The following is a 22836-nucleotide window of genomic DNA, read 5'->3' as shown; positions in this document are numbered from 1 at the left end:
CGACGTATTCCGCCTTGCCCTCCGCAGCCTCCAGCAGGCATCAGACCGCGTTTGGGATCTGCCATGTCCCTCTGCTGAGGTGTTCGTTGAGTTCGCTGTGAGTGGCTTTGGCCTCAGCGGAGGCCGACCGGCACCCGGCCAGGCCCACGATCGCTCTCTCACGCTGGGGCCTGCGGGCTCAACCACCGTGTGGCCGAGAGCTCTCCGCTCACGCCATGAACGCAATCACGAGCGGGTCCGACTCCGGCGCGATGTAGTCGCATGTTGGGGAGTCGACATGGCAATGATCGCCGGCACCCGCCTCGGAAGCGAAGTCCTCGATGTTGCCGGCGAGGAGGTCGAGGGCTTCCCGCCCTCCCTGGATCCTCAGGATCCGGCCCTCCGTGACGATCGAAGCCGTGTCGCGCTCCGGGTCCTCCCAGAACGCGATCTCGGACAGCGACCTCTCGTACGGGAACGAACGCCGGTTCTCCGAGAGAGCGCAGCTTCCAGCTTCCCCCCGCAGCAGCTGTCCGAGTGCCAGGAGCCCCCGACGCGTCCCAGAGAGCTCGAGCTCTCTGGTTTCCCCGCTGTACAGAGCTTGCAACACCACATCCCCTCCAGCCAGCCGATCCTACCGATCGGCGGCTCCCCCGGGCCAGGGCACGGCCAGGGCCGAGCCTCAGCACCTTTGTACAGCAGCGATCAAAACACTCAATGCTGAGTCCTGTCACACGTCTTGACGCAGTGTAAGGCGGGCGTGAAGCTGCCACATTGACAACGAAGTCACACCGAGGTTTCTTCGGCTTTAGGCGTAACCCCGTCGCCGGAGCAGGAGGACCTCATGCGATGACGACGGAGGCAGGATGGATCAGCGAAAGCGCCGACGAGCCGGACTCGCCGCGCTGTGCGCTATGGCGTGCGCGATGACGCTGAGCGCGACGTACGGCGGCGGTACGGCACTGGCCGAGGCGCCGCGGGCGACGGCGACGACCACCCCGATCTACCTGGACACGCACTACTCCTTCGAGGAGCGAGCCGCGGACCTGGTGTCGCGGATGACGCTGGCGGAGAAGGTCCAGCAGCTCAGCACCAACAGCGGCCCGGCCATCCCGCGGCTGGGCGTGCAGCAGTACACGTACTGGAGCGAGGGCCAGCACGGCGTGAACTCCCTGGGCGCCGACCAGAACAACGGCGGCGTCCAGGGCGGCGTCCACGCCACCAGCTTCCCCACCAACTTCGCCTCCTCCATGTCCTGGGACCGCGGCCTGATCTACCAGGAGACCAGCGCGATCTCCGACGAGGTGCGCGGTTTCCTGGACAAGTCGCTGTTCGGCAAGGGCCAGAACAACCTCGGCAAGTCCGCCAGCGACTACGGCTCGCTGACCTTCTGGGCCCCCACGGTGAACCTCGACCGCGACCCGCGCTGGGGCCGTACCGACGAGGCGTTCGGCGAGGACCCGTACTTCGTGGGCCAGATGGCCGGCCAGTTCATCGACGGTTACCAGGGCCAGACGCAGACCGGCCAGTCGACCACGGGCTACCTGAAGGTCGCGGCCACGGCCAAGCACTACGCGCTGAACAACGTCGAGGACAACCGCACCGGCATCAGCTCGGACACCACCGACACGAATCTGCGGGACTACTACACCGCGCAGTTCCGCAGCCTCATCGAGCAGGCGCACGTGGCCGGCCTGATGACGTCGTACAACGCGATCAACGGCACGCCGTCGGTGGCGGACACGTACACCACCAACGAACTGGCCCAGCGCACCTACGGGTTCAACGGCTACATCACCTCCGACTGCGGCGCGGTCGGGACCACGTACAAGAATCCGCCGAGCGGGCACGCGTGGGCGCCGCCGGGGTGGTCGACGGACAAGCAGGGCGACACCTCGACGTGGACCAACACGTCCACGGGTACGAAGGTGCCGGGTGCCGCGGGCGGGCAGGCGTACGCCCTGCGGGCCGGCACCGACCTGAACTGCACCGGGGACGAGGCCACCACGGCCAACATCCAGGCGGCGATCGACGCGGGCATCCTGAGCGAGGGCGTCATCGACACCGCGCTGGTGAAGGTGTTCACCATCCGCATGGAGACCGGCGAGTTCGACCCGCCGGGTTCGGTGCCGTACACCTCGATCACCAAGGACCAGATCGAGAGCCCGGCGCACCAGGCGCTGGCGACCAAGGTCGCCGACAACTCGCTGGTGCTGCTGCAGAACAGCACCCCCGCGGGTACGAGCGCGCCCCTGCTGCCCGCCGACGCGGCGACAGCCAAGCACATCGTGGTGCTGGGCGACCAGGCTGCCAATACGACCCTGGGCCTGTACAGCGGCCAGCCCGACCACACCACCAGCCCGCTGCAGGGCATCAAGGACGCGGTGGCCGCGGCCGACCCGTCCGCCTCGGTGGTCTACGACGCGGCCGGCACCTCCCCGACCGCGACGGGCGACGCGGTGCTGTCCGACCAGACCAAGGCCGACATCAAGGCCGCGGACCTGGTCGTCGAATTCGTCGGCACCACCCAGGCCAACGCGGACGAGGGCAAGGACCGGACGAACCTGGCGATGCCGGGCAACTACCACTCCCTGATCGACCAGGTGTCGGCGCTGGGCAACCAGAAGACGGCGCTGGTCATCCAGTCCGACGGCCCCATGAAGATCGACGATGTGCAGGACAAGGTCTCCTCGATCGTGTTCAGCGGCTTCAACGGGCAGGCGCAGGGCACCGCGCTCGCCGATGTGCTGTTCGGCAAGCAGAATCCGTCCGGACACCTGAACTTCACCTGGTACAAGGACGACTCGCAGCTCCCGGACAAGCAGAACTACGGCCTCACCCCGTCCCAGACCGACGGGCTGGGCCGGACCTACCAGTACTTCACCGGCACCCCCACGTACCCCTTCGGCTACGGCCTGAGCTACAGCAGCTTCTCCTTCCAGAACGTCACGGCGCACGCGGCGCACATCACCCCGAACGGCATGGTGACCGTGGGCGTGGACGTCGCCAACACCGGCAAGGTCGCCGGCGCCACCGTCGCCCAGCTCTACGCGGCGACCCAGTTCGGCGTGCCGGGTGTGGAACTGCCCAAGCAGCGGCTGGAGGGCTTCGCCAAGACCAAGGTGCTGCGGCCCGGGCAGACCCAGCACCTGACCATGAAGGTCAAGGCCGCGGACCTGTCGATGTGGGACACCGCGCAGGCCCGGCAGACGGTGTACAACGGCACCTACGCCTTCCAGGTCGGCCCGGACTCCGCGCACATCGCCGGTACGGCCGCGGTGCAGATCCAGGGGACGCTGAAGCCCAAGGTCCAGTACGTGACCGTGCAGCCGGAGAACGTCGAGCTCAACGCGGGCGACACCGTCAGCCTGCTGGGCAAGAACCGGTGGATCAAGGACGACACCGATCCCGCCAATGAGCAGCGCGACACGTCCCTCACCGCCGACAACGTCGTCGAGGCCGTGAACGACGACCAGTCCTTCGTGGACCTGAGCAAGGCCGACGTCACCTACAGCAGCAGCAATCCGGCCGTGGCCACGGTGGACGCCGACGGCACCGTGCACGCGGTCGCCGACGGCGTGGCCACCATCAAGGTCACCGTGGGCGGCGTCTCCGGCACCACCCCGATCGTCGTGCACCACTCGGTCTCCCTGTCGGCTCCGGCGCTGACCGCCGCGGGCGGCACGATCACCGCCACCGCCTCGTACACCAACGGCGGCACCGCGCCGGTGAGCAACGTCTCGCTCTCCCTCACCGCGCCCGACGGCTGGACCGCGGAGGCCACCAGCCCGAGCACCTTCGCCAGCGTCGCGGCCGGGCAGAAGGCCACGACCACCTGGAAGCTGACCGCGCCGGCCGATGCCACGCAGGGCAGCTACGGGCTGACCGCCCAGGCGACGGTGTCCGGCGGCGCACCGTACACCGACACCGCGTCGGTCAACATCCCCTACCCGTCGGTGGCCGCCGCCTACGACAACACCGGTGTCAGCGACGACTCCAACACCAAGGCGGGCAGCTTCGACGGCGGCGGCAACAGCTACTCCGCGCAGGCGCTGAACGCGACGGGAATCCGCCCGGGTGCCGCCTTCCACCACGACGGCATGAACCTGCAGTGGCCCGACTCCGCCGTCGGCACGCCGGACAACATCGCCGCCGGCGGGCAGACCGTCCCGGTGACCGGTTCCGGCAGCACCCTGGCCTTCCTCGGGTCGTCGTCCACGGGCAACGCCTCGGGCTCCGGCACGGTCATCTACACCGACGGCACCACGCAGCCCTACAGCGTCGGTTTCGCCGACTGGTGGTCGAGCTCCGCGCTGGCCGGTACAGACATCGCCGCGACCCTGCCGTACATCAACAACCAGGGCGGCAGGAACAACCAGAAGGTCCACGTCTACTACGCGGCGGTGCCCATCGACCCGAGCAAGACCGTCAAGGCCGTGGTGCTGCCCTACGTCAGCACCGGCGTCACCTCGGGCGTCGTGGCCATGCACATCTTCTCCCTCGGCGTGGGAACACCCAGCGCCAAGACCGTGGTGAGCCTGCGGGCGCACGCCGACAACGAGTACGTCACGGCCGACACCGCCGGCACCAAGTCGCTGATCGCCGACAGCACCACGATCGGCGCCGCCCAGTCCTACGACCTGGTCAACAACAACGACGGCAGCGTCAGCCTGCTGGCCCATGCCAACACCGAGTACGTCACCGCGGAGAACGGCGGCAAGGCACCGCTGATCGCCAACCGCACGGCCATCGGACCGTGGGAGTCCTTCGACCTGTCCTACAACCCCGACGGCAGCATCAGCCTCCGGGCCCACGCCAACAACCAGTACGTCTCCGCTGAGAACTCCGGAGCGGACCCCCTGATCGCCGACAGCACCACCATCGGCCCCGCCCAGTCCTTCGACCTCGTCTACGACTGATCTTCTCCTGGGCAGGAACCGGTCCCGGACGCCCTTGCGAGAGGGCGTCCGGGGCCGCGCCGCTCAGTGGTCCGGGGCGGGGTGGCCGCGGCTGCCATGTTCCGCTCCTTCACGCATCTTCGTCGTCCAGGCGTTCCGCGGACTGCAGCAGGTACGCGGGCAGTTTCGAACTGGCCGCCAGCACCTCGACTCCGATGAGCCGGCCCTGTTCGTCGAAGTCGAGGTTGATCATGCCGTCGACGTCCACCGGATCGCAGGGGTACGTACGCGCTGACTTCACGCGGAGCTGCGGTTCGGTGAAGTACACGTACGCCGCGTTCGCAACCTTGTCGTACGTGACCCTGACATCCGCCACAGTGAGTCGGCCCCCTTCGTGTCGTTGAAGTCCGGTACCTCGTTGCGGCCCAGGACAGCATTGACGATGTCGGTGCTGTGTGTGGTATCGCAACGGAGTTTGCCCAGGAGTCGCCAGCCCGTGAGGGTGGCAGTGGGCACCGGGCATGATGGTCGTCATACGGGTCATCCACGAGAGGGCGAGTGCAGCAGGTGTCAGGTGACGGGCAGACCGCTTTGACGGAACTGTGGCAGCAGCGATGGCCCCACTGTCCTCCCGTGGGCTACAAGCTCCGTGGCCCGTATCGGGATGTCTGGGTGCGCTTTCACTGAGCTTGCTCCGGTTTGACGGACACGGTGGTTGTGTCGGTCAGGCCACGTGGGCGGCCTCGTACTCGGTGGGGCTGCGGTAGCCCAGGCTGCTGTGCAGGCGGTGGACGTTGAACCAGCCCTCGATGAACTCGAAGATCGCCGAGTGGGCGGCGGCCCGGCTGGTCCACACCTGGTGCTGGCCCACGCCCAACTCGCGCTTGAGGGTGGCGAAGAACGACTCCGCCAGGGCGTTGTCCCAGCACACCCCGGTCCGCCCGACCGGCAACTGAATCCCGAATGAGGCCGCCACCTGCGCGAATTCGCGGCTGGTGTACTGGCAGCCGCGGTCCGCGTGGAAAATCAAGCCGGGACCGGGGCGGCGGTTGCGGCAGGCGGCCGTAAGCGCGTCGGCGACCAACGAGGTCCGCAGGTGGTCGGCGGTGGCCCAGCCGACGACCTTGCGCGAGGCGATATCGATCACCGTGGCCGGATAGAGCCAGCCCTCCTCGGTCGCGATGTCGGTGATGTCGCCGCACCAGCGGGTGTTGAGCACGGTGGGATCCGGTGCGAAGTCCCGACGCACGAGGTCTGGGCGCCCGGGCGCCTGCGGGTCCGCGATGGTGGTGCGCATCCGGCGTCTGCGGCACCGGCCGGCCAGCTGGGCCTGGCGCATCAGCCGCGCGATGCGGCGCCGCCCGCACTGCCTGCCCTCGCGCTGCAGCACGGCGTGGACGCGCGGGGCACCGTAGGCGCCGCGCGAGCGGGCATGCACCGCGGTGATCCGCTCGGTCAGCTCAGCGTCCTGTTCCCGGCGTGGCGAGAGGGTGCCCGCGCGGCGGGCGTAGAAGGCGGCACGCGAGACCTGCAGCAGTTCACACGCCCGCTTGACGCTGTGACCTGCCCGCATCCCCGCCTTGATGAACGGATCCACCGTCATCGGGTCTCGTTCGCGAAGAAAGCCGTGGCCCGCTTGAGCACGTCCACGTCCTGCCGCAGCCGGCGATTCTCGGCCCGCAGTCGGGCCAGTTCGGCCCGCTCGTCGCTGGTCAAGCCCGGTTCCTCGCCGGCATCGACCCTGGCCTGGCTGACCCACAGCCGCACTGCGGTCTCCGTCAAGTCGAAGTCCTTGGCCACCTGGCCGACTGAGCGATCACCGCGGCGACACAGCCCGACGATCTCGGCCTTGAACTCCGGCGTGAACGAGCGCCTGGGACGCGGCTTCTTCTTCCCCATGCTCTCCATGGTGGACATCCTTCCGGGGCCGTAACCCCTGATCGCGGATGTCCGTCAAAGCGAAGCAAGCCCACACAGCCTGCCGGAATCAAAGCGGTACGCAGAGGACGAGGGCGAGTACGCCATCGTCCTGGATCGTCACAACACCGTCCTCGACGAGTTGTTCGCGGGCACGGACGTATACGTGATCACTCCCCACTGGGCGACCGAAGCCGAGGTCCCGCCGATCCAGCCCGACGCCGGCTACTGGCAGAGCCTGCTGGTGGAGGACGATCCGGATCCGCAGTTCCGCACCTATTGCCACCTCTTCGCCGACCGCCGGCCCTGGCAACGAGGCTGCATCGACGAGTTGTTCCGTGAAATCGCCGACTACAAGGTGGCGGGTCTCCTCATCACCGACACCCGGATGCGGCGTATTTACCACCCCTACGACGGTGGCGCCGACGTCTTCCTCACCACACCGCAGGAACGGGACCGTACACGCGATCGGCACACCGACTGGCTCTCCAACCATCTGTCAGGTCTCTGAAAAACCAGGGTAGTTACCGCGTTACGGTGGCCGCGGTCGCCCGCCCCCGCCGGGCAGATCATTTGCCGGACGTTGCGATTCGGTCCCGGCCGTCAACTGGCCGAGAAATAATGGCCGTTGTCCAAATCGGCGAGGAGGCTGGGCTGGGCGGGGTCCCAGCCGAGGGTCCGGCGGGTGATGAGGTTGGACGCCGGGTAGCTCTGCGTGACGATGTTCGCGAGGAACCCGAAGTATCCCGGCACCATCAGGACGTCCGCGGGAACGCTCACGACGGGCAGGCCCAGACGGCTGCCGATGGCCTCGGCGATCTCGCGGAACGGGATGGAACCGTCCCCGACCGCATGCCAGTATTTGCCGGCCGGCCCCTTCTCCAGCGCCAAGCGGAACAAGGAGGCGACATCGCGGATGTGCACGGCGTTCCACAGGTTCGCGCCGTCTCCGGGGTAGCCGACGAAACCCTTCTGCTTCGCGAGCGCGATCAGCGTGGGGAGGAAGCCGGCACGATCGGTCGTACTGTGCGCGATGTTGGCAATCCGCACGACCGAAGACCGCACTCCCCGCTCGGCGAGGCCGACTACGGCGGTTTCCACGACGTTACGAACCCGCAGGGTGCCCTTGTCATCGTCGCCGCGGGGAAGCGCCGGGTCCTCCTCGGTGACCGGCCGGCCCAGGTGCTGCCCGGGTGAGCCAATGCTCCCCGCCGCGACCAGCGGCTTTCCGGTTCCCGCCAGTGCCTCGCCGTACGCGAGCATGATCGGGAGTTCCGCGGCGGCCACGGCGTCGATCCCGCCGGAGGGAAGCAGGTCCTGCCTGTGCGCGACGTGGATGACGCCGTCGGAGTCCGCGGCCGCCTCCTTGAGCCCGTCGAGATCCTGGAGGTCGCCGCGACGCACCTTCGCGCCGAGCGCGGACAACGCCGCCGCGGCTGTGTCCGACCGGGCCAGGCCGGTGACCTCGTGCCCGGCGGCGATGAGCTCGGGGATGATGTACGAACCGGAATGGCCGGTCCCGCCAGCGACGAAAACGCGCATCGTAACTGTCCTTGTGAGGTAGTGGAGGGGCGCTCAGCCGAGAATCGTGACGCCGAGGGAGAAGTTGGTGTGCTTGACGGAGTGGGTGATGAGGCCCAACTCCAGCAGGCCGACGTTCTCCAGCGCCCGCGCCATTGGCAGCTCCCCGGTGTCCATCGGGCGCAGCCCCATGCTCTCGATGAACGCCGACACGCGTGTCTTCGCCTGCGCGTCGTCGCCGGCGATGAACACGTCCAATGGGTGACCCTCGGCCGGTCCGGCCGCCAGAACGTGGGAGAACAGGGTGTTGAACGCCTTGACGACATGCGCGCCGGCGGGGGCTGCCTTGGCGATCTCCTGCGCGCCGGAACTGCCGTCGGGGGTGACGAAGCCCTTGAAATCGGGGGTGACGGGGTTGGTGATGTCGATGATGACCTTGCCGTGCAGTGCGTCCCCGTACTCGCTCACCGCCGCCGCCGCGCCGGCGTACGGCACGGCGAGGACGACGAGGTCCCCGGCCGGGGCGGCGCCGGCCGTCCCGGCAGTGGCGCCGCCGAGCGCGGCGGCCAATTCCTTGGCCTTGGCCGGGTCGCGGCCGATGATCTCGACGGCGTTGCCGCCGGCGAGCGCCCGGTCGGCCAGGGCGCGGGCCATGTTCCCCAGGCCGATAATGCTGATGCCGCTCATTGGTGTGCCTGCTTTCTGGAGCTGGACAGGACGCCGTGCCCACCCCGTCGTTGTCAACGGTTGTGTCGTCGACGCCGTCGAAAGACGCGATAGGTGGCGCTCAATTCCTGATGTTCCTCATCCGGGCCTGGACTCTGCCATCAAGTTCCGATGTCGAATTCTTGTGCCGAATTCACTGCGGCCCCATCAGGTACTTATTCAGGTTGCCATTGGCCCGTGTGGGTGTCCAAGACTTCTTTCAGCCGTGGTGATACCCTGGAGACATCACCGGGCCGGGAGGCGCCATGGATCTGGACCTGCGCAAACTGCGTTACTTCGTCGCCGTGGCCGACCAGTTGCACTTCGGCCGCGCCGCCGATGAGCTGCATATCGCGCAGCCGGTGCTCAGCCGGCAGATCCGCGCGCTCGAGCAGGATCTCGGCGCCTCGCTGTTCACCAGGGATCGCCACGGCGTAGCGCTGACCGACGCGGGCCGACAACTGCTGGCCGACGCCGGTCCGCTGCTCGCCTCCGCGCACGCGGTCCGCCGCCGGGTGTCCGTGGCCGCCCGCGGCAACCGGCGGCTGGTGGTCGGTTTCCGGGCCGGCATCCCGGTCATCCCGGCGGCGCAGGCGTTCGAGGCCCGGCACCCGGACGTGGTCGTGGACGTGCAGCGGATCGAATGGGACGACCAGGCCCCGATGCTGCTCGACGGCCGCATCGACGTCGGGTATGTGCGGCTGCCCATCGACGAGACCGGTCTGCACGTCACCCCGCTGTACACCGAGCCGCGGGTGGCGGTGCTGCCCGCCGGCCACCCGTTGGCCGGCAAGGAAGAGGTCACCGAGGCCGACCTGGCCGGCGAACCGCTGGTCTGGCATGCCGACCCGAGCACGCAGCCCACCAGGCGCCCGCACCCCAACGCCGGGTACCTGGTACGCGGGGTGGACGAGACGCTCGAGCATGTCGCGGCCGGCCGGGGCATCTCGTTCCTGGCCCGTTCGGCGTCCGTGTTCTACTCGCATCCGGACGTCATCTACGTGCCCGTCCCGGATCTGGCGCCCGACCAGGTGTGCCTCGCGGTGGCGGCATCGCGCACGTCGCCGGTGGTCGATGACTTCTTCACCGCGGCTCAGGCGACGGCCGAGATCACGGCAGAATGTGGGAACTATGAAATGTGGCAGCTTGGAGGCCCCGTTTCAAAGCACGGTTGAGCAGTCCGACTGACCACAGCAGCCCCAACCGGGGGCAAGCGGTCACAACAATGGCGAAGGCATTGAGTTCGGGGCGGAGGCGAAAGGCCCCCGGCGGCGCCACGGTCGCAGGACGCCCGAACCGCCGACCGTGAACACAGCCTGTGCGCTCCATCCAGGTGGCTGCGGAAACGTCCAAATGTCAGTACCCGCCGCTAGGGTGCCGCCGAAACGGCACGGCAGGAGGACGAAATGGGCTTCTGGGGCACGTACATCGTGGCGCGGGCGGCCAATCCGCTGACCGAGTTGGCCGCGCTTCGGCCGTCGATCGGCGATATCTCATGGCATGGCCGAGGAGCCGACGGGTGGCAGGCGGTCCGGGTGCACCGCGGACCTGACGGCTGGGCGTCCCCGGATCTGCCCGCAGCGTGGGAAGCGACGTTGCGGGCGCTCATGGGGCAGGCCGGCAGCCCTGTCCTCGCCGCCGTTGTACTCGACAGCGACGGTGCCCAGCTCATCGGATACAGCCCCGAGGAGGGCCGCTGGGGAGGCTGGTTCATGGTGGACAGCATCATCGGGCACATCGACCCCGAGGGCTGGCGGTACACCTACTGGGACGACAACGACGAGCCCTACACCGAGGACGACGAGACATACCTGCCCCGCCATCAGGCAGTCGTGAACCGCCTGTCCACAGCCGCCGGACCGCCCGGCCCGGCCGCCGCGCCCGCGGCCGTCGCCTGGGCAGCCGTCGCCGGCCGCAAGCCGAACCCCACTGCCGTAGCAACCGTCCTCGACGGCAGGGACATCTTCTGCGAGGACCTGTTCTTCACACTGCTCACCGCCCTCGGCGTGCCCCACCTGGCCGGCCTCGACGCCCAGCACACGAGGTGACATCGGACGGGCTGGTTTGGCTGTCTCAGCTGGCGCTGTACTGCCGGCCAGGGACGTCCTCAGCCCGTATGCGGAGGTGAGCGCTGTGCAGCTGAGTTGAGACTTCGAACACCTCCCTCAACGGCACGGGAGCCTTGTCCGTAGCGCCCCGCCCTCACGCCGGCTCCGTCCCCCGATCCGCGGCCACTCCGAAAAGGCTCCGTCAACCGTTTGCCCGGACGGGGAGTTCGGTGATGCTGAGGGCGAAGTCCAGGTTCCCCACCCCGTGGTTGGCGAGGCCCACCGTGATCACGCCCGCTCCTTCCAGCCAGTGCGCCATTTTCAGGCCGCCGACGTCCAGCGGGCGCAGCCCGAGGCTCTCGATGAACGCCTCCACACTTGCCTTGGCCTGCGCATTGTCGCCAGCAATGAAGACGTCGGGCCGACCCTTCTCCAGGACATGACGGAAGACGGTGTTGAACGCCTTCACCACGCCGGCGCCGGCCGGGGCCGCCTTGGCGACTTCCTGCGCGATCGAGGTCTCCTCGCGGTGGGCCAGCCCGTCGAACGTGGAATTGAAGGGATTGCTGATGTCGACGATGATCTTGCCCGCGAGAGCGTCTCCGTACTGGGCGACGACCGGCACGACACCGTCGTACAACAGGGCCACGATGACGATGTCCCCGGCCGGGGCGGTGCCCCATTCTCCCGTCGTGGCGCCGCCGCCGAGAGCCTTGGCCAGGTCAGCGGCCTTGGACTGATCGCGGCCCATGATCTCGACGGTGTTGCCGCCCGCTACCGCCCGCGCGCCGATGGTGCGGGCCATGTTCCCGGTGCCGATGATGCTGATGCTGCTCATGAGGTGTCCTGCCGTGGTTGTGCGTTGTCCGGTTCAGATGGCGGTGGTGCCGCCGTCGGCGACGAGTTCCATGCCGTTGACGTAGCTGGAGTCGTCGGAGGCGAGGAAGAGGGCGGCGGTGGCGATTTCGTCGGGGCTGCCCATCCGGCCGCGGGGGATGAGGGACTCGAACTGGCGCTTGGTGGCCTCGTCGAAGAGTTCTGCCTGCTTGGCGGTGGCGACCTGGCCGGGGGTCAGGACGTTGACGCGGATGCGGCGGTCCTTGAGTTCGTTGAGCCAGACGCGGGCCCAGGCCTGCTGGACGGCCTTGCTGCCGGCGTAGACGCTCCAGCCGGGGAACGCGCCGAGGGAGGCGTTGGAGCCGGTCATGAGGATGGAGCCGCCGTCGTTGAAGAGCGGGAGGGCCTTCTGGACGGTGAACAGGGTGCCGCGCGCGTTGAGCCCGAACCACGTGTCGAACTGGGCCTCGGTGATCTCGCCGAGCGGGGCGGGCTCACCCCCGCCTGCGCTGGCCCACAGCACGTCGATGCTGCCCTTCTCCCGCTTGACGGTGTCGTACAGGCGGTCCAGGTCGTCCAGGTCGGCGGCGTCGCCCTGGACGCCGGTGACGTTGCGGCCGATCTGCTTCACGGCCTCGTCCAGGGCGTCCTGGCGGCGGCCGGTGATGAAGACGTGCGCTCCCTCGTCGACGAACAGTTTCGCGCCGGCCAGCGCCATGCCGGTGCTGCCGCCGGTGATGACCGCAACCTTGCCGTCAAGCTTTCCCATCGTCGCTCCCTCGGGTCGGTGGTGCCGCGCGCACCTGGGGTGACGGTGTTATGTACACCGCCCTGTGTGCTTACGGTACGGGGCGGGCGGCCGGGACGCAAACTATGTACACCGGTCGTTACCCAGCTCGGGTACCCTGGACCCATGACGGAGTTGGAGAAGGGCCCCACGGGCCGCCGCCGCGGCCGGGGCGCCCGCGAGCGCATCCTCGGCGCGGCCCAGCAGCTGTTCCGCGAGCAGGGCATCAACCGCACCGGCATGGACCAGCTTTGCGCGGCGGCCGAGGTGTCCAAGCGCACGGCCTACCAGCACTTCACCGGCAAGGACGAACTCGTCGCCGAGTACCTGCGCCGGTTCGACCCCTCCGTTCTGTCCGGCGTGTTCGACCGCACCGACCTCACGCCCCGCGAACGGCTCCTCGCCGCCTTCGACATCCCCGCCACCACCCCCCTGTGCCCGTACATCGGCGCCGCCGTCGAACTCCACGACCCCCTGCACCCCGCATCCCAGTACGCACGCGACTACAAGAAGGCCGTCGCCGCGCGGCTTGCCGACGCCGCCCGCGAAGCCGGCGCCGCCGACCCCGAGCAGCTCGGCGAGCAGCTCGCGCTCCTCCTCGACGGCGCCGCGGCCCGCACCCGGGTCCTCAACGCCGACGCCTTCCCCACCGCCGCCGCCATCGCCGCCGTCCTCATCGACAGCGCCATCCCCGCCGGCGACGACCGGCGACCGGCGGAAGCGTCAAGTTGACGTGGCACTCCGCGGCCGGTCTGGACGCTCTCGCGGACGACCCCCACCCGGACCTCCGGGAGGCAGCGGAGGCCGTCCTTGAGCCGCAGTGACCATTGAGCCTGTGGAACCGATCGTCCAGGGTGGAAACGTGACGTGGACCGAGGCTGAGTGCGTCGAGTACCTGGAGTCCGAGCGTGGCGCCTACGCCTGGGTGATGCAGCATCACGGTGGGCTGACGGCGGCGGAAGCCGAGGAAGCCGCCATGGAGCGGTACCCGTACGATCCGGAAGACGCCTCGAACCGCGGGCTCATCTTCCATGACACGTCGTGGCACTGGGCGATGCTGGCAATTCACGGCCAGGATTACGTGGTGGAACACCCCGAACTGATCCACCCGTCACCTGGTTACGAAGCTCTGCTGAAGCGCCAGGACGGCGGCGACGCACCATGAGCCCGCTGACCGGAGGAGGGGGCGGGTCAGTTCCGGTGCGGGGAGACGCAGCGGAAGCTGGAGGCGAGGGACGGGTCGCCGTGGCCCTGGTAGCGGGAGACCTGCGGGTAGCTGCACAGGTCGCGGGTGACCTGCTGTCCGGATGAGTTGATCAGGGTGGCGGGCAGAATACGGGGTGCCTTGCCGTGCTCGACCCAGGCGGTCAGCGCGGTGAGACCGTCGGACGAGCCGTCAGTCCCGTTGAGGCCGCAGTGGTTGGTGCCCGGGGCGAGGAAGAGACGGTAGAAGTCGTCGACCTGCTTGGAGCCGCCCATCTCGCGCTCGACCTGCTTGCGGTAGTCCACGGTGCCCTGGGTGGGGATGTACTGGTCGGCCTGGCCGTGCCAGGTCAGCAGCTTGCCGCCGGACTTGGCGAAGGCCGACAGGTCAGGGTCGTCCGTGCCGATGGCCTTGTCGTACTCGGCCTCGGACTGCTGGAAGAGCTGCGTGAACCGGCTGTAGGTGATCTTCGGCAGGTCCAGGGACGGGTCCTTGGCCACCCAGAGCCTGACCCAGTCGGCGGGCACCGGGAAGGGCGCTCCGGCGACGTTGCCGTTCGCGTCCGGCGGGGTGAGGCCCGCCAGAGCCGTCAGGTCGGCTCCGACCGGAACTCCGGGCCACAGCTTCGTGCCCGACGTGGTGCGCGGGCCGTCCCAGATCTTGCGGACCACGGCCGCGTCGGCCGCCGTGATGGTCAGTTCCTTGCCGTCGCACACCACCTTGGTGCCGATCAGCCTGCGGGGGTCGAAGTCGCAGCGGGCCGGGTCGTTGACCAGGCCGTCCGTGACGCCGTCGCGCGGGTCGCAGGCCTTGACCGCGGCGGCGGTGAAGGCATTGAACTCACAGGGAGTCGGATACGTCTTCTCGTTGTTCATGACCACCTGCGGCCACAGGGTGGCGACTTCGAACTCGTCCCAGTTGATGGCAGGCGCGTCCGCGAGGATGCCGTCGTAGTCGTCGGGATAGCGCTGGGCCTCCATATAACCTTGGCGGCCGCCTGTGGAGCAGCCGGTGAAGTAGGAGTAGGCGGCGTGCCGGCCGTAGATCCCGTCGACCACCTCCTTGCCGACGACGGCCGCCTCGTGCTGGGAGCGGGAGGCGAAGTTCGTCAGCAGTCCGGTGTCGACCTGGCCCGCGCTGTCCAGCGCCCAGCTGGTGTCGAGGGCGTCGCCGACGCCGGCGTCGGTGGTGGTCGCGGCGTAGCCGTTCTTGACGGCGGCGCTCATGCCGACGCCGTTGTCGCCGGCCAGGTAGGCGCTGCCGCCGAGCCCTTGGAAACGGCCGTTCCAGCCGGTCAGGGGCAACCAGGTCTGCACCTTGGCGTGGTCGCCGACGCCCGGGTGGGTGAGGGTGACCGTCACCTCGCAGAAGGCCGGAACATCGGTGACCGTGCCTTGCAGGATTCCGGTGCCGTTGATGGTCCCGCCCGCCCGGCGGACCGCCGTCACGGACTCGACCCGGGCGCCGGACGGGGCCTGCACGGACGGAGTCGAGCAGGTGACCGGCGCGGCGGCGGATGTGCTCCGGGGCTGCGCCGACGCGCTCGGGATCCACACCGCCGCGGCCAGCGGCACACCGGCTGCGAGGACAGTGAGAAGTCGTTTCATGGCTTTCCCGTCTGAGAAGTAGGTGTGCCCGCGCGGCGACACATGTGCGCATCGCGTGCGAAGGACCGTCGGTCGGCCGGCAGCGCGGACACGTCCGTCCGCGGGCATGCCGCCGCGGCCTCGGCATGCACCCCGGGCAGCCAGGGGTCGCCGAAGACTGACCGGACCTTATCACCGGTTAAGACGGTGACGCACTTGCTTCCGAGAGGAATCACCCGTCAAGATGGTGATGTGAACCTTGAGCATGTATTCGTGTGCGGGCACCCGGCCCTGGACTTCGCGGCCACGCTCCGCGCCCGGCGCTCGACCCGGTTCGAGATGTTCGTGACGCCGGAGCGGCTGAACGCCTGGTATCTGGAGTGCGGGCTGGTGGACGCGATCACTCCGGGCACGGAGGACGATGTCCGGGAGGCGACCACGGTGCGCGAGGCCGTCTACCGGCTCGTCACCAACCGCCACCTCGGCGAGGAGCCCGACCGGGAGGCGCTCGCCGTGCTCAACGGCGCCGCGCGCCGGACCCCCGCGACGCCCCAGCTCACCCTGTCGGGCCGGCACACCGAGGCGACGCCCGAACAGGCTCTGGCGACCGTCGCCCGGCAGGCCGTGGAACTGCTCAGCGGCCCGGACGTCCCCCTGATGAAGGAGTGCGGCAACCCCGAGTGCACCCGGGTCTACATCGACCGCTCCCGGGGAATGCGGCGCCAGTGGTGCGGTATGGAGTCCTGCGGCAACAAGATCAAGGCCGCCGCGTACCGCGCACGCAAGAAGTCCGCGCCGGCCGCGGCCGCGCACTGACCCCCTGAGTACGGGCAGGGGTCCGGGTACATCACCCGGTCGTACGGGCAGCCGGGGTACGTCCGGCCGGATCAGACGGTGATGGTCTTGTACTCGGTGTACGTCCCGATGCCGACCGAGCCGTACTCGCGGCCGATGCCGCTCGCCTTGAACCCGCCGAAGGGGCCGTCGAAGGCGATGGAGGCGCCGTTGACGGTGACGGTGCCGGTACGGACCCGGCGGGCGACCGCCAGGGCGTGCTCCTCGTGGGTGGACCAGACGCCGCCGGAGAGGCCGTACTCGGAGTCGTTGGCGATACGGACGGCGTCGTCCTCGTTGTCGTAGGCGATGACCACCAGGACGGGGCCGAAGATCTCCTCCTGCGCGATGCGCATGGAATTGTCGACGTCGGCGAAGAGCGTGGGGGTGACGTAGTTGCCCTTCTCGAGGCCTTCGGGGATCTGCGGGCCGCCGGTGACCAGGCGGGCGCCCTCGTCGATGCCGATCCGGATGTAGTCGCGCACCCGCTCCTGCTGGTCGGGACGGATCATCGGGCCGATGAAGGTGTCGGCGTCACCCGGGTCGCCGACCTTCAGTGACTCCACCAGTTCCTTCAGCGCGGCCACGACCTCCTCGTACCGGCTGCGCGGCGCCAGGATCCTGGTCTGGGCGATGCACGACTCACCGTTGTTGAGCAGGGAGCCGAACTTCACACCCGCGACGGCCTTCTCGATGTCGGCGTCGGGGAGGATGATGGCGGCGGACTTGCCGCCCAGCTCCAGGCTGACCCGCTTGAGCGCCTCCCCCGCGATCGAGGCGATACGGCGGCCGGCCCGTGTCGAGCCGGTGAAGGCGATCTTGTCGACGTCGGGGTGCGACACCAGGTACTCGCTGGTCTCCCGGTCCGCGGGCAGGACGCTGATCACGCCCTCGGGCAGGCCCACCCGCTCCAGCAACTCGGCCAGGAAGCCCATGCTCAGCGAGTTCTCCGGGGACACCTTGAGGACCACGGAGTTGCCGGTGACCAGGGCGGGGATGATCTTCGAAGTGGCCGAGGAGAAGGGTGAGTTCCACGGGATGACCGCGGCCACGACGCCGATCGCCTCGCGGCGCACCACGCTGCGCACCGGGGACGCGGGGTCGGAGGGCCGAAGCGTCTCCTCCCAGCCGAACTCCTCCGCCGCCTTCAGGTAGGCGTTCGCCTGCCGGGTCAGGCCGGGCTGTCCGGCACGGGTGAACCATCCGGCGGAACCGTTCTCCAGCGAGATCAGGTGGGCGATCTTCTCCGCGTTCTCCTCGCGCAGTGCGTTGAACCGCCGCAGGACCGCGATCCGCTCCGCCGGTGCGGCCAGACGCCACTCGCCGGCCCCGAAGGACGCCCGTGCCGCGGCGACGGCGCGGTCGATGTCCGCGGGCTGGGCCTGCGCGGCGCGGCCGACGACCGACCGGTCGTGCGGCGAGGCGATGTCGAGCAGCTCCGGGTTGCTCGGCTCGACCCAGGAACCTCCGACGAAGAGCCGGTCGTAGGTGATCATGTGCTTTCTCTCCCGGTGCTTTCGGTTCAGCTCGTTCCGATGCCATCATTCAACTGCCACTTCAATGTAGCACTTCGCTTCTTTAGCTGCACATGCACGTGCGACCCGTGCGCAGTATGCGTCACCCGTTTGACAGGTGACGGGCGGCATGCGAAGGTCGTCGCGCCAAGAGCCGCGGTGATCTCGTAGCGGTGATACGAGCGGAGGGTTTCTCATGATCAACAGGCGTACCTTCAGCAGGGCGGTCGGCCTGGGCACGGGCGTGGCGGCGGTCTCGCTGTCCGGCCCGCGGACCAACGCATCCGCCGCGACCACCTCGCACCAGCCGGGCGGCGCCGCCGTCCCCGCCATCGCCCCGGGCACCCACAACGGGTTCGGCCCGATCAAACAGGTCGAGGCCGGCCTCCTGGACGTCGGTTACGCCGAGGTCGGCCCCGCCCACGGCCCGGTCGTCATCTGCCTGCACGGCTGGCCGTACGACATCCACAGCTTCGTCGGCGTCGCCCCGCTCCTCGCCGACCTGGGCTACCGCGTCATCGTTCCGTACCTGCGCGGCCACGGCAGTACGAGTTTCCTGTCCCGGAACACCCCCCGCACCGCCGAGCAGTCCGCCGTGGCGCTGGACATCATCGCCCTGATGGACGCCCTCAAGATCGACAAGGCCGTCCTCGCCGGCTTCGACTGGGGCTCACGCACCGCCGACATCATCTCCGCGCTGTGGCCCGAGCGCGTCAAGGCCCTTGTCTCCACCGGTGGTTACCTCATCACCAACGTCAAGGCGCAGCTGGAGCCGGCCCTTCCGGGCGTCGAGCACAACTGGTGGTACCAGTGGTACTTCGCCACCGAGCGCGGCAAGAAGACCATGGAGAACGTCGACGAGCGCATCACCCTGTGCCGGTACGTGTGGACCCTCGTCTCCCCCAACTGGAACTTCGACGACGCCACCTTCGAGCGCACCGCCCAGGCCTTCACGAACCCCGACTACGCCGCCGTCGTGCTCTACAACTACCGCTGGCGCATCGGCCTGATCGAGGGTGAACACCGCTACGACCACTACGAGAAGCTGCTCGCGGCCCAGCCTCCCGTCCACGTCCCCACGGTCACCCTCGACCCGGCCCTCGACCCCTTCACCCCGGCCGGCGACGGCTCCGCCTACCGCGACCACTTCACCGGCCCGTACCTGCACCGCACCGTCGCGAACATCGGCCACAACCTGCCGCAGGAGGCGCCCACCGCCTTCGCCCAGGCCGTCGTCGACGCCGATCACCTCTGAGAACCAGTAGGTCGCCGGGCCGCCGGAACCGCATCCTGGGCGGCGGACTATTCTGTCACATTGCTGTGGCATTTATGGGGAGTGCTTCTACTCCTAAGAGGCGCTAGATGTCTCAGGCTGCACATTCCGCCACTACACTCGGTGCGGTGAGAGCCGACGCAGTGCGCAACCTGGAAGCCGTCCTGACCACCGGAGCACGCATGCTCGCCGCCGACCCCGGCGCGAGCATCGCGAGCATCGCCACCGAGGCGGGCGTGGACCGGCGCACCGTCTACCGCCGCTTCGCCTCCCGCGAGGAACTCCTGACGGCCATCTACGAATCCCGCGTCACGGCCATCGAGCGCGCCATCGAGGACGCGCGGCTGCGCGAGGCCCCCGTCGCCGTCGCCCTGCACCGCTACGTCGAGAACATCATCGCCGTCAACCGCACCTGGCCCGTCGACCTCGCCCGTATGCTCAGCGACGACGCCATCCGCCGGCGGCGGGACGCCTGTGTCACCGAGGTCGACGACTTCCTGCGGCGGGCCACCGACGAGGGCCTGCTGCGCCCCGGCCTCCCTGCGGGATGGGCGAGCGCGCTGCTGCCGCAGCTCATGCACCTCGTGTCCCGGCAGTTGCCCGAACTGAGCCCCGCGCAGGCGGCGGACGTCGTGGTCGACACCCTGCTGAACGGTCTCAGGGCGTCCTGACACTTCGGTCGGCCCCGGTCAGCGGGATGCCGAGCAGGCTCTCCAGTTCGGCAACCGTCCGGGCGGGCTCCACGGCGTGGACGGTGGCGAATCCGAGTTCCGCCGCGGGCGTCAGGTACTGCTCGGTGTCGTCCACGAACACGCACTCCCGCGCCGTCAGGCCGAGTTCGCTCAGCATGATCCGGAAGATCTCCGGTTCGGGCTTGCGCGTGCCGTGGACCTCCGACAGCACCAGGGCGTCGTAGCGCTCCTCCACCTCGTGGCCGTCGTACAGGTTCCAGGGCGCCATGCCGACGGAGTTCGAGAGGATGCCGACCTTGACGCCGGCCCGGCGGGCGGCGGCGGCCGCGGCGACCACCAGGGGCTCGGGGCGCAGGTCGGCGAAGACCCGGCCCATCAGATTGGCCGACGGGATGCCGGCAAGCGCTCCGGCCGCTTCGTTCCACTGGGTCTGGGTGAGTGTGCCGCGCTCCAGTTCCTCGATGAGCCGGATCCCCTCGGGATTGAGGTAGAGGCGGGTGAGCAACGTCCCCTCGGCCAGTCCCTCACGTCGTTCGAAGGCGAGTACGGCGGGCAGCAGCGGTGTGGTCAGCACACCACCGAAGTCGAGGACGAGGCCCTTGCGGTACGGGGTCATACGCACACCCTAAAAGGCCGCCGGGACCGGCGTCGTACCGCCTGTGGACGCGCCGGGCGGTGACGTGGTCGGCGGTCGCTCGTTGAGGGGGTGGGGCCGCCGCAGCGGGTGGCAGGGCCGAAGGGGTCCGTCGCCGGGTGGCGCAGCCGATGACGTCTGCGTGCCGCGGCCGGCCCGACCTTCCCGGTGAGTCCGGCGGAGCCCAGTGGGTCCGCGCCGGACCATGCCCCCGTACCCGGCAGCCTCGCGTGCGACGCCGGGTCGTTCAGGAGAAGCACCATGGTCAGCATTCCCGAGTCCGCGCAGGCGCTGGTCGCCTCTCCCGCGCTCGGCCACCTCGTCACCCTCAACCCGGACGGAAGTCCGCAGGCCACCTGCGTCTGGCTGGGGCTGGACAACGGCGATCTGGTCTTCGGGTCACTGTACGAATGGCAGAAGATCAAGAACCTGCGCCGTGACCCCCGGGTGGCGGTGACGGTCGAATCGGACCGCGTCGATCCGGCCGGCCTGCGGCAGTACCTGATCGTCAACGGCGAGGCCGCGGTCGACGAGGGCGGCGGGCTGGACCTGGTACGGCGGCTGGCCCGCGCGTACATCGGTCCGGACACCGCGTATCCGCCGAAGGCCCCCGACGGCGACGGGTACGTGGTGCGGATCACCGCCCACCGGATCGGCGGCGTGGGGCCCTGGGCGGCGGCCGGCTGACCGGATGTCACCACCGCGGGGTGGCCCGGACGCGGCCGCCCCGCACCCCCGGAGGACCCCACGATTCCGGCCACACCACGCGGATGCCCGGCGCCTGCCGGGGAGCCCGGCAGCCGTCCGGCAGGCACCCCCGCCTCGGCGGGTCCCCCGGCGCGCTCCCCCGCCTCCTCCCGTACGGGCCCGGCCGGATCACGTCGTTGCAGGCAATAACCTGTGCTTGCAACAATTGTGTGCGCCGCTTAATGGCGTGCGCGCTTAGTGACGGAAGGGTTTACTCCATGCCTATCGGGCTTATCGCCTTGGCCCTGGGGGGCTTCGGCATCGGGCTCACGGAGTTCGGGATCGTCGGGCTGTTACCGGAGATATCGGACGATTTCGGCGTCAGCGAGTCCGTGGCCGGCTACCTGGTCTCGGGCTACGCACTCAGCGTGGCCGTCGGCGCCGTCGCGCTGACCGCCGCGATCGCCCGCTACGACCGCAAGAAGGTCCTGCTCGGACTGATGGTGCTGTTCATCGCGGGCAACCTGATCTCCGCGCTGGCACCGGACTACGCGGTACTGATGATCGGCCGCATCGTCGCGGCCCTCTGCCATGGCGCGTTCTTCGGCGTGGGCGCGGTGGTCGCCGCGGACATGGTCGCGCCGAACAAGCGGGCCGGCGCCATCGCGCTCATGTTCGGCGGCCTGACGGTGGCCAACGTGCTCGGTGTCCCGCTCGGCACATTCCTCGGCCAGCAGCTCGGCTGGCGCTCCACCTTCTGGGCGATCACCATCGTCGGTGTCGTCGCCCTGGCCGGCATCCAGCTGCTGGTCCCGCAGACCGCCGCGCCGGCCGATACAAGCCTGCGCAGCGAACTCGGCGCCTTCCGCCGGCCGCAGGTGTGGATCTCACTCACCGTCAGCATCCTCGCCTTCGGCGGCGTGATCGGCGGGTTCACCTACATCGCGTTCACGCTCACCAAGGTGAGCGGTTTCGCCGACCACACCGTGCCCTGGCTGCTGGTGCTGTTCGGAGCCGGCACCTTCGTCGGCAACTTCGTGGGCGGCAAGGCCGCCGACCGGTCCCTGCGGACCTCAATGATCACGATCATGGCGCTGCTCACCGCGGTGCTCACGCTCTTCGCCCTGACCGCGGACAGCAAGGTCATGACGATCGTCTCCCTGGTGCTCATGGGCAGCGTCGGGCTGTCCACCGCCCCCGGCCTCCAGGTGCGGATCATGAAGTACGCCCCGGACGCGCCCACCATGGCCTCCGGCGCCAACATCGCCGCCTTCAACGTCGGCAACGCGCTGGGCGCGTGGCTCGGCGGCCTCGCGCTCGACGCGGGCTTCGGATACGTGTCGCCGCTGCGCGTCGGCGCCGGGCTCACCGGCCTCGGCCTGATCGTGCTGCTGGCGGCCTCCTTCGTGCGCGGAGAGCGGACGCCGGGCGATCCGGCCGGCTCCGTCGTCGACGCCGCGGAGCCGGCCGGCGCCGCGAGCTGAACCGGCCGCCGGCCGCGCCGCAGCGGCCGGCCCCCGGCACGTCCCGGCGAGGCCCAGGTGAGGCCCCGGGACGTGCCGGCACCCGTATTTTCCGGCCGTGCGACGCTTTCCCGCTTTCCCGTTTTCCTGCTTTCCCCCGGCCGGGACAGTGGCCAAATACGTGCGGTCCGCTTTCGCCGCCGCACCTGCATTCCCACCCGGAATCATGACGTCCGCATGTCCGGATTCTTTTCACC

At 69.2% G+C, this 22836-nt stretch carries 22 protein-coding genes; 11 read left to right on the top strand and 11 right to left on the bottom strand.

Annotated elements, in window-relative coordinates; all coding sequences use genetic code 11:
• Positions 1-208: 208 nt before the first annotated feature.
• Positions 209-592, bottom strand: coding sequence for an Imm32 family immunity protein (locus ITX44_RS01525; RefSeq protein ID WP_205355094.1), 384 nt, complete (start codon positions 590-592; stop codon positions 209-211).
• Between the two features lie 253 nt (positions 593-845).
• Here ITX44_RS01525 and ITX44_RS01520 point away from each other — a divergent pair, with 253 nt between their 5' ends.
• A complete protein-coding gene (locus ITX44_RS01520) occupies positions 846-4898 on the top strand; it encodes a glycoside hydrolase family 3 C-terminal domain-containing protein (protein ID WP_205355093.1) in 4053 nt (1350 codons plus the stop codon).
• A gap of 109 nt (positions 4899-5007) precedes the next feature.
• On the opposite strand, the gene ITX44_RS01515 is transcribed toward ITX44_RS01520, so the two are convergent.
• The 3 genes from ITX44_RS01515 to ITX44_RS01500 form a co-directional block, all read right to left on the bottom strand.
• Positions 5008-5253, bottom strand: a complete 246-nt coding sequence (locus tag ITX44_RS01515; RefSeq protein WP_205355092.1) for a DUF2283 domain-containing protein — start codon at positions 5251-5253, stop codon at positions 5008-5010.
• Positions 5254-5601: 348 nt separating this feature from the next.
• Positions 5602-6480 carry an IS3 family transposase gene (locus ITX44_RS01505; protein WP_205355091.1) on the bottom strand — a complete coding sequence of 293 codons (879 nt, stop codon included), beginning with the start codon at positions 6478-6480 and terminating at the stop codon, positions 5602-5604.
• A complete protein-coding gene (locus tag ITX44_RS01500; protein ID WP_205355090.1) occupies positions 6477-6776 on the bottom strand; it encodes a transposase in 300 nt (99 codons plus the stop codon). The genes ITX44_RS01505 and ITX44_RS01500 overlap by 4 nt, the downstream gene beginning before the upstream one ends.
• A gap of 37 nt (positions 6777-6813) precedes the next feature.
• On the opposite strand from ITX44_RS01500, the gene ITX44_RS01495 reads away from it, so the two are divergent.
• Positions 6814-7305 (top strand): DUF3885 domain-containing protein, encoded by a 492-nt coding sequence (locus ITX44_RS01495; RefSeq protein ID WP_443609165.1) that lies wholly within the window; start codon positions 6814-6816, stop codon positions 7303-7305.
• A gap of 92 nt (positions 7306-7397) precedes the next feature.
• Here the strand turns inward: ITX44_RS01495 and ITX44_RS01490 are convergent, their stop codons facing one another.
• Together ITX44_RS01490 and ITX44_RS01485 are read right to left on the bottom strand one after the other, a co-directional pair.
• Positions 7398-8336, bottom strand: coding sequence for an SDR family oxidoreductase (locus tag ITX44_RS01490; protein WP_205355089.1), 939 nt, complete (start codon positions 8334-8336; stop codon positions 7398-7400).
• Between the two features lie 33 nt (positions 8337-8369).
• Positions 8370-9002, bottom strand: coding sequence for an NADPH-dependent F420 reductase (locus ITX44_RS01485; protein WP_205355088.1), 633 nt, complete (start codon positions 9000-9002; stop codon positions 8370-8372).
• Between the two features lie 284 nt (positions 9003-9286).
• Here ITX44_RS01485 and ITX44_RS01480 point away from each other — a divergent pair, with 284 nt between their 5' ends.
• Together ITX44_RS01480 and ITX44_RS01475 are read left to right on the top strand one after the other, a co-directional pair.
• On the top strand, positions 9287-10195 hold the full coding sequence (locus tag ITX44_RS01480) for a LysR family transcriptional regulator (RefSeq protein WP_205355087.1): 909 nt from the start codon (positions 9287-9289) through the stop codon (positions 10193-10195).
• Between the two features lie 231 nt (positions 10196-10426).
• The gene (locus ITX44_RS01475) at positions 10427-11068 is read left to right on the top strand and encodes a hypothetical protein (protein ID WP_205355086.1); all 642 of its coding nucleotides are present in this window, start codon (positions 10427-10429) and stop codon (positions 11066-11068) included.
• Between the two features lie 202 nt (positions 11069-11270).
• Here ITX44_RS01475 and ITX44_RS01470 read toward each other — a convergent pair whose 3' ends face one another.
• Positions 11271-11906 (bottom strand): NADPH-dependent F420 reductase, encoded by a 636-nt coding sequence (locus ITX44_RS01470; RefSeq protein WP_205355085.1) that lies wholly within the window; start codon positions 11904-11906, stop codon positions 11271-11273.
• Between the two features lie 33 nt (positions 11907-11939).
• Complete coding sequence (locus ITX44_RS01465) at positions 11940-12674, bottom strand: SDR family NAD(P)-dependent oxidoreductase (protein WP_205355084.1); 735 nt, start codon at positions 12672-12674, stop codon at positions 11940-11942.
• Positions 12675-12818: 144 nt separating this feature from the next.
• On the opposite strand from ITX44_RS01465, the gene ITX44_RS01460 reads away from it, so the two are divergent.
• A complete protein-coding gene (locus ITX44_RS01460) occupies positions 12819-13424 on the top strand; it encodes a TetR/AcrR family transcriptional regulator (protein ID WP_205355083.1) in 606 nt (201 codons plus the stop codon).
• Between the two features lie 103 nt (positions 13425-13527).
• Positions 13528-13857 carry a hypothetical protein gene (locus tag ITX44_RS01455; RefSeq protein WP_307795028.1) on the top strand — a complete coding sequence of 110 codons (330 nt, stop codon included), beginning with the start codon at positions 13528-13530 and terminating at the stop codon, positions 13855-13857.
• Positions 13858-13883: 26 nt separating this feature from the next.
• On the opposite strand, the gene ITX44_RS01450 is transcribed toward ITX44_RS01455, so the two are convergent.
• Positions 13884-15503 (bottom strand): tannase/feruloyl esterase family alpha/beta hydrolase, encoded by a 1620-nt coding sequence (locus ITX44_RS01450; protein ID WP_205355082.1) that lies wholly within the window; start codon positions 15501-15503, stop codon positions 13884-13886.
• A gap of 231 nt (positions 15504-15734) precedes the next feature.
• Here ITX44_RS01450 and ITX44_RS01445 point away from each other — a divergent pair, with 231 nt between their 5' ends.
• On the top strand, positions 15735-16298 hold the full coding sequence (locus tag ITX44_RS01445) for a CGNR zinc finger domain-containing protein (protein ID WP_205355081.1): 564 nt from the start codon (positions 15735-15737) through the stop codon (positions 16296-16298).
• A gap of 71 nt (positions 16299-16369) precedes the next feature.
• On the opposite strand, the gene ITX44_RS01440 is transcribed toward ITX44_RS01445, so the two are convergent.
• Positions 16370-17812 carry an aldehyde dehydrogenase gene (locus ITX44_RS01440; protein WP_205355080.1) on the bottom strand — a complete coding sequence of 481 codons (1443 nt, stop codon included), beginning with the start codon at positions 17810-17812 and terminating at the stop codon, positions 16370-16372.
• A 214-nt stretch (positions 17813-18026) separates the two neighbouring features.
• Between ITX44_RS01440 and ITX44_RS01435 the strand changes: the two genes are divergently transcribed.
• Entirely contained in the window at positions 18027-19085 is a 1059-nt protein-coding gene (locus ITX44_RS01435) for an alpha/beta fold hydrolase (RefSeq protein WP_205355079.1), read from the top strand.
• A gap of 200 nt (positions 19086-19285) precedes the next feature.
• Positions 19286-19774 carry a TetR/AcrR family transcriptional regulator gene (locus ITX44_RS01430; protein ID WP_205355392.1) on the top strand — a complete coding sequence of 163 codons (489 nt, stop codon included), beginning with the start codon at positions 19286-19288 and terminating at the stop codon, positions 19772-19774.
• On the opposite strand, the gene ITX44_RS01425 is transcribed toward ITX44_RS01430, so the two are convergent.
• Positions 19761-20411 carry an HAD-IA family hydrolase gene (locus ITX44_RS01425; protein WP_205355078.1) on the bottom strand — a complete coding sequence of 217 codons (651 nt, stop codon included), beginning with the start codon at positions 20409-20411 and terminating at the stop codon, positions 19761-19763. The genes ITX44_RS01430 and ITX44_RS01425 overlap by 14 nt on opposite strands.
• A 279-nt stretch (positions 20412-20690) precedes the next feature.
• Here ITX44_RS01425 and ITX44_RS01420 point away from each other — a divergent pair, with 279 nt between their 5' ends.
• Together ITX44_RS01420 and ITX44_RS01415 are read left to right on the top strand one after the other, a co-directional pair.
• Positions 20691-21116, top strand: a complete 426-nt coding sequence (locus tag ITX44_RS01420; RefSeq protein WP_205355077.1) for a PPOX class F420-dependent oxidoreductase — start codon at positions 20691-20693, stop codon at positions 21114-21116.
• A gap of 278 nt (positions 21117-21394) precedes the next feature.
• Positions 21395-22600, top strand: coding sequence for an MFS transporter (locus ITX44_RS01415; protein ID WP_205355076.1), 1206 nt, complete (start codon positions 21395-21397; stop codon positions 22598-22600).
• Positions 22601-22836 lie beyond the last annotated feature (236 nt).

Origin of the sequence: Actinacidiphila acididurans, from assembly GCF_016918855.1 — a bacterium.
In the GTDB taxonomy this organism is placed as follows: Bacteria; Actinomycetota; Actinomycetes; order Streptomycetales; family Streptomycetaceae; genus Actinacidiphila; species Actinacidiphila acididurans.
Note: the sequence above shows the minus strand (reverse complement) of the source record. Positions and strands in the feature narration are given on the sequence as shown.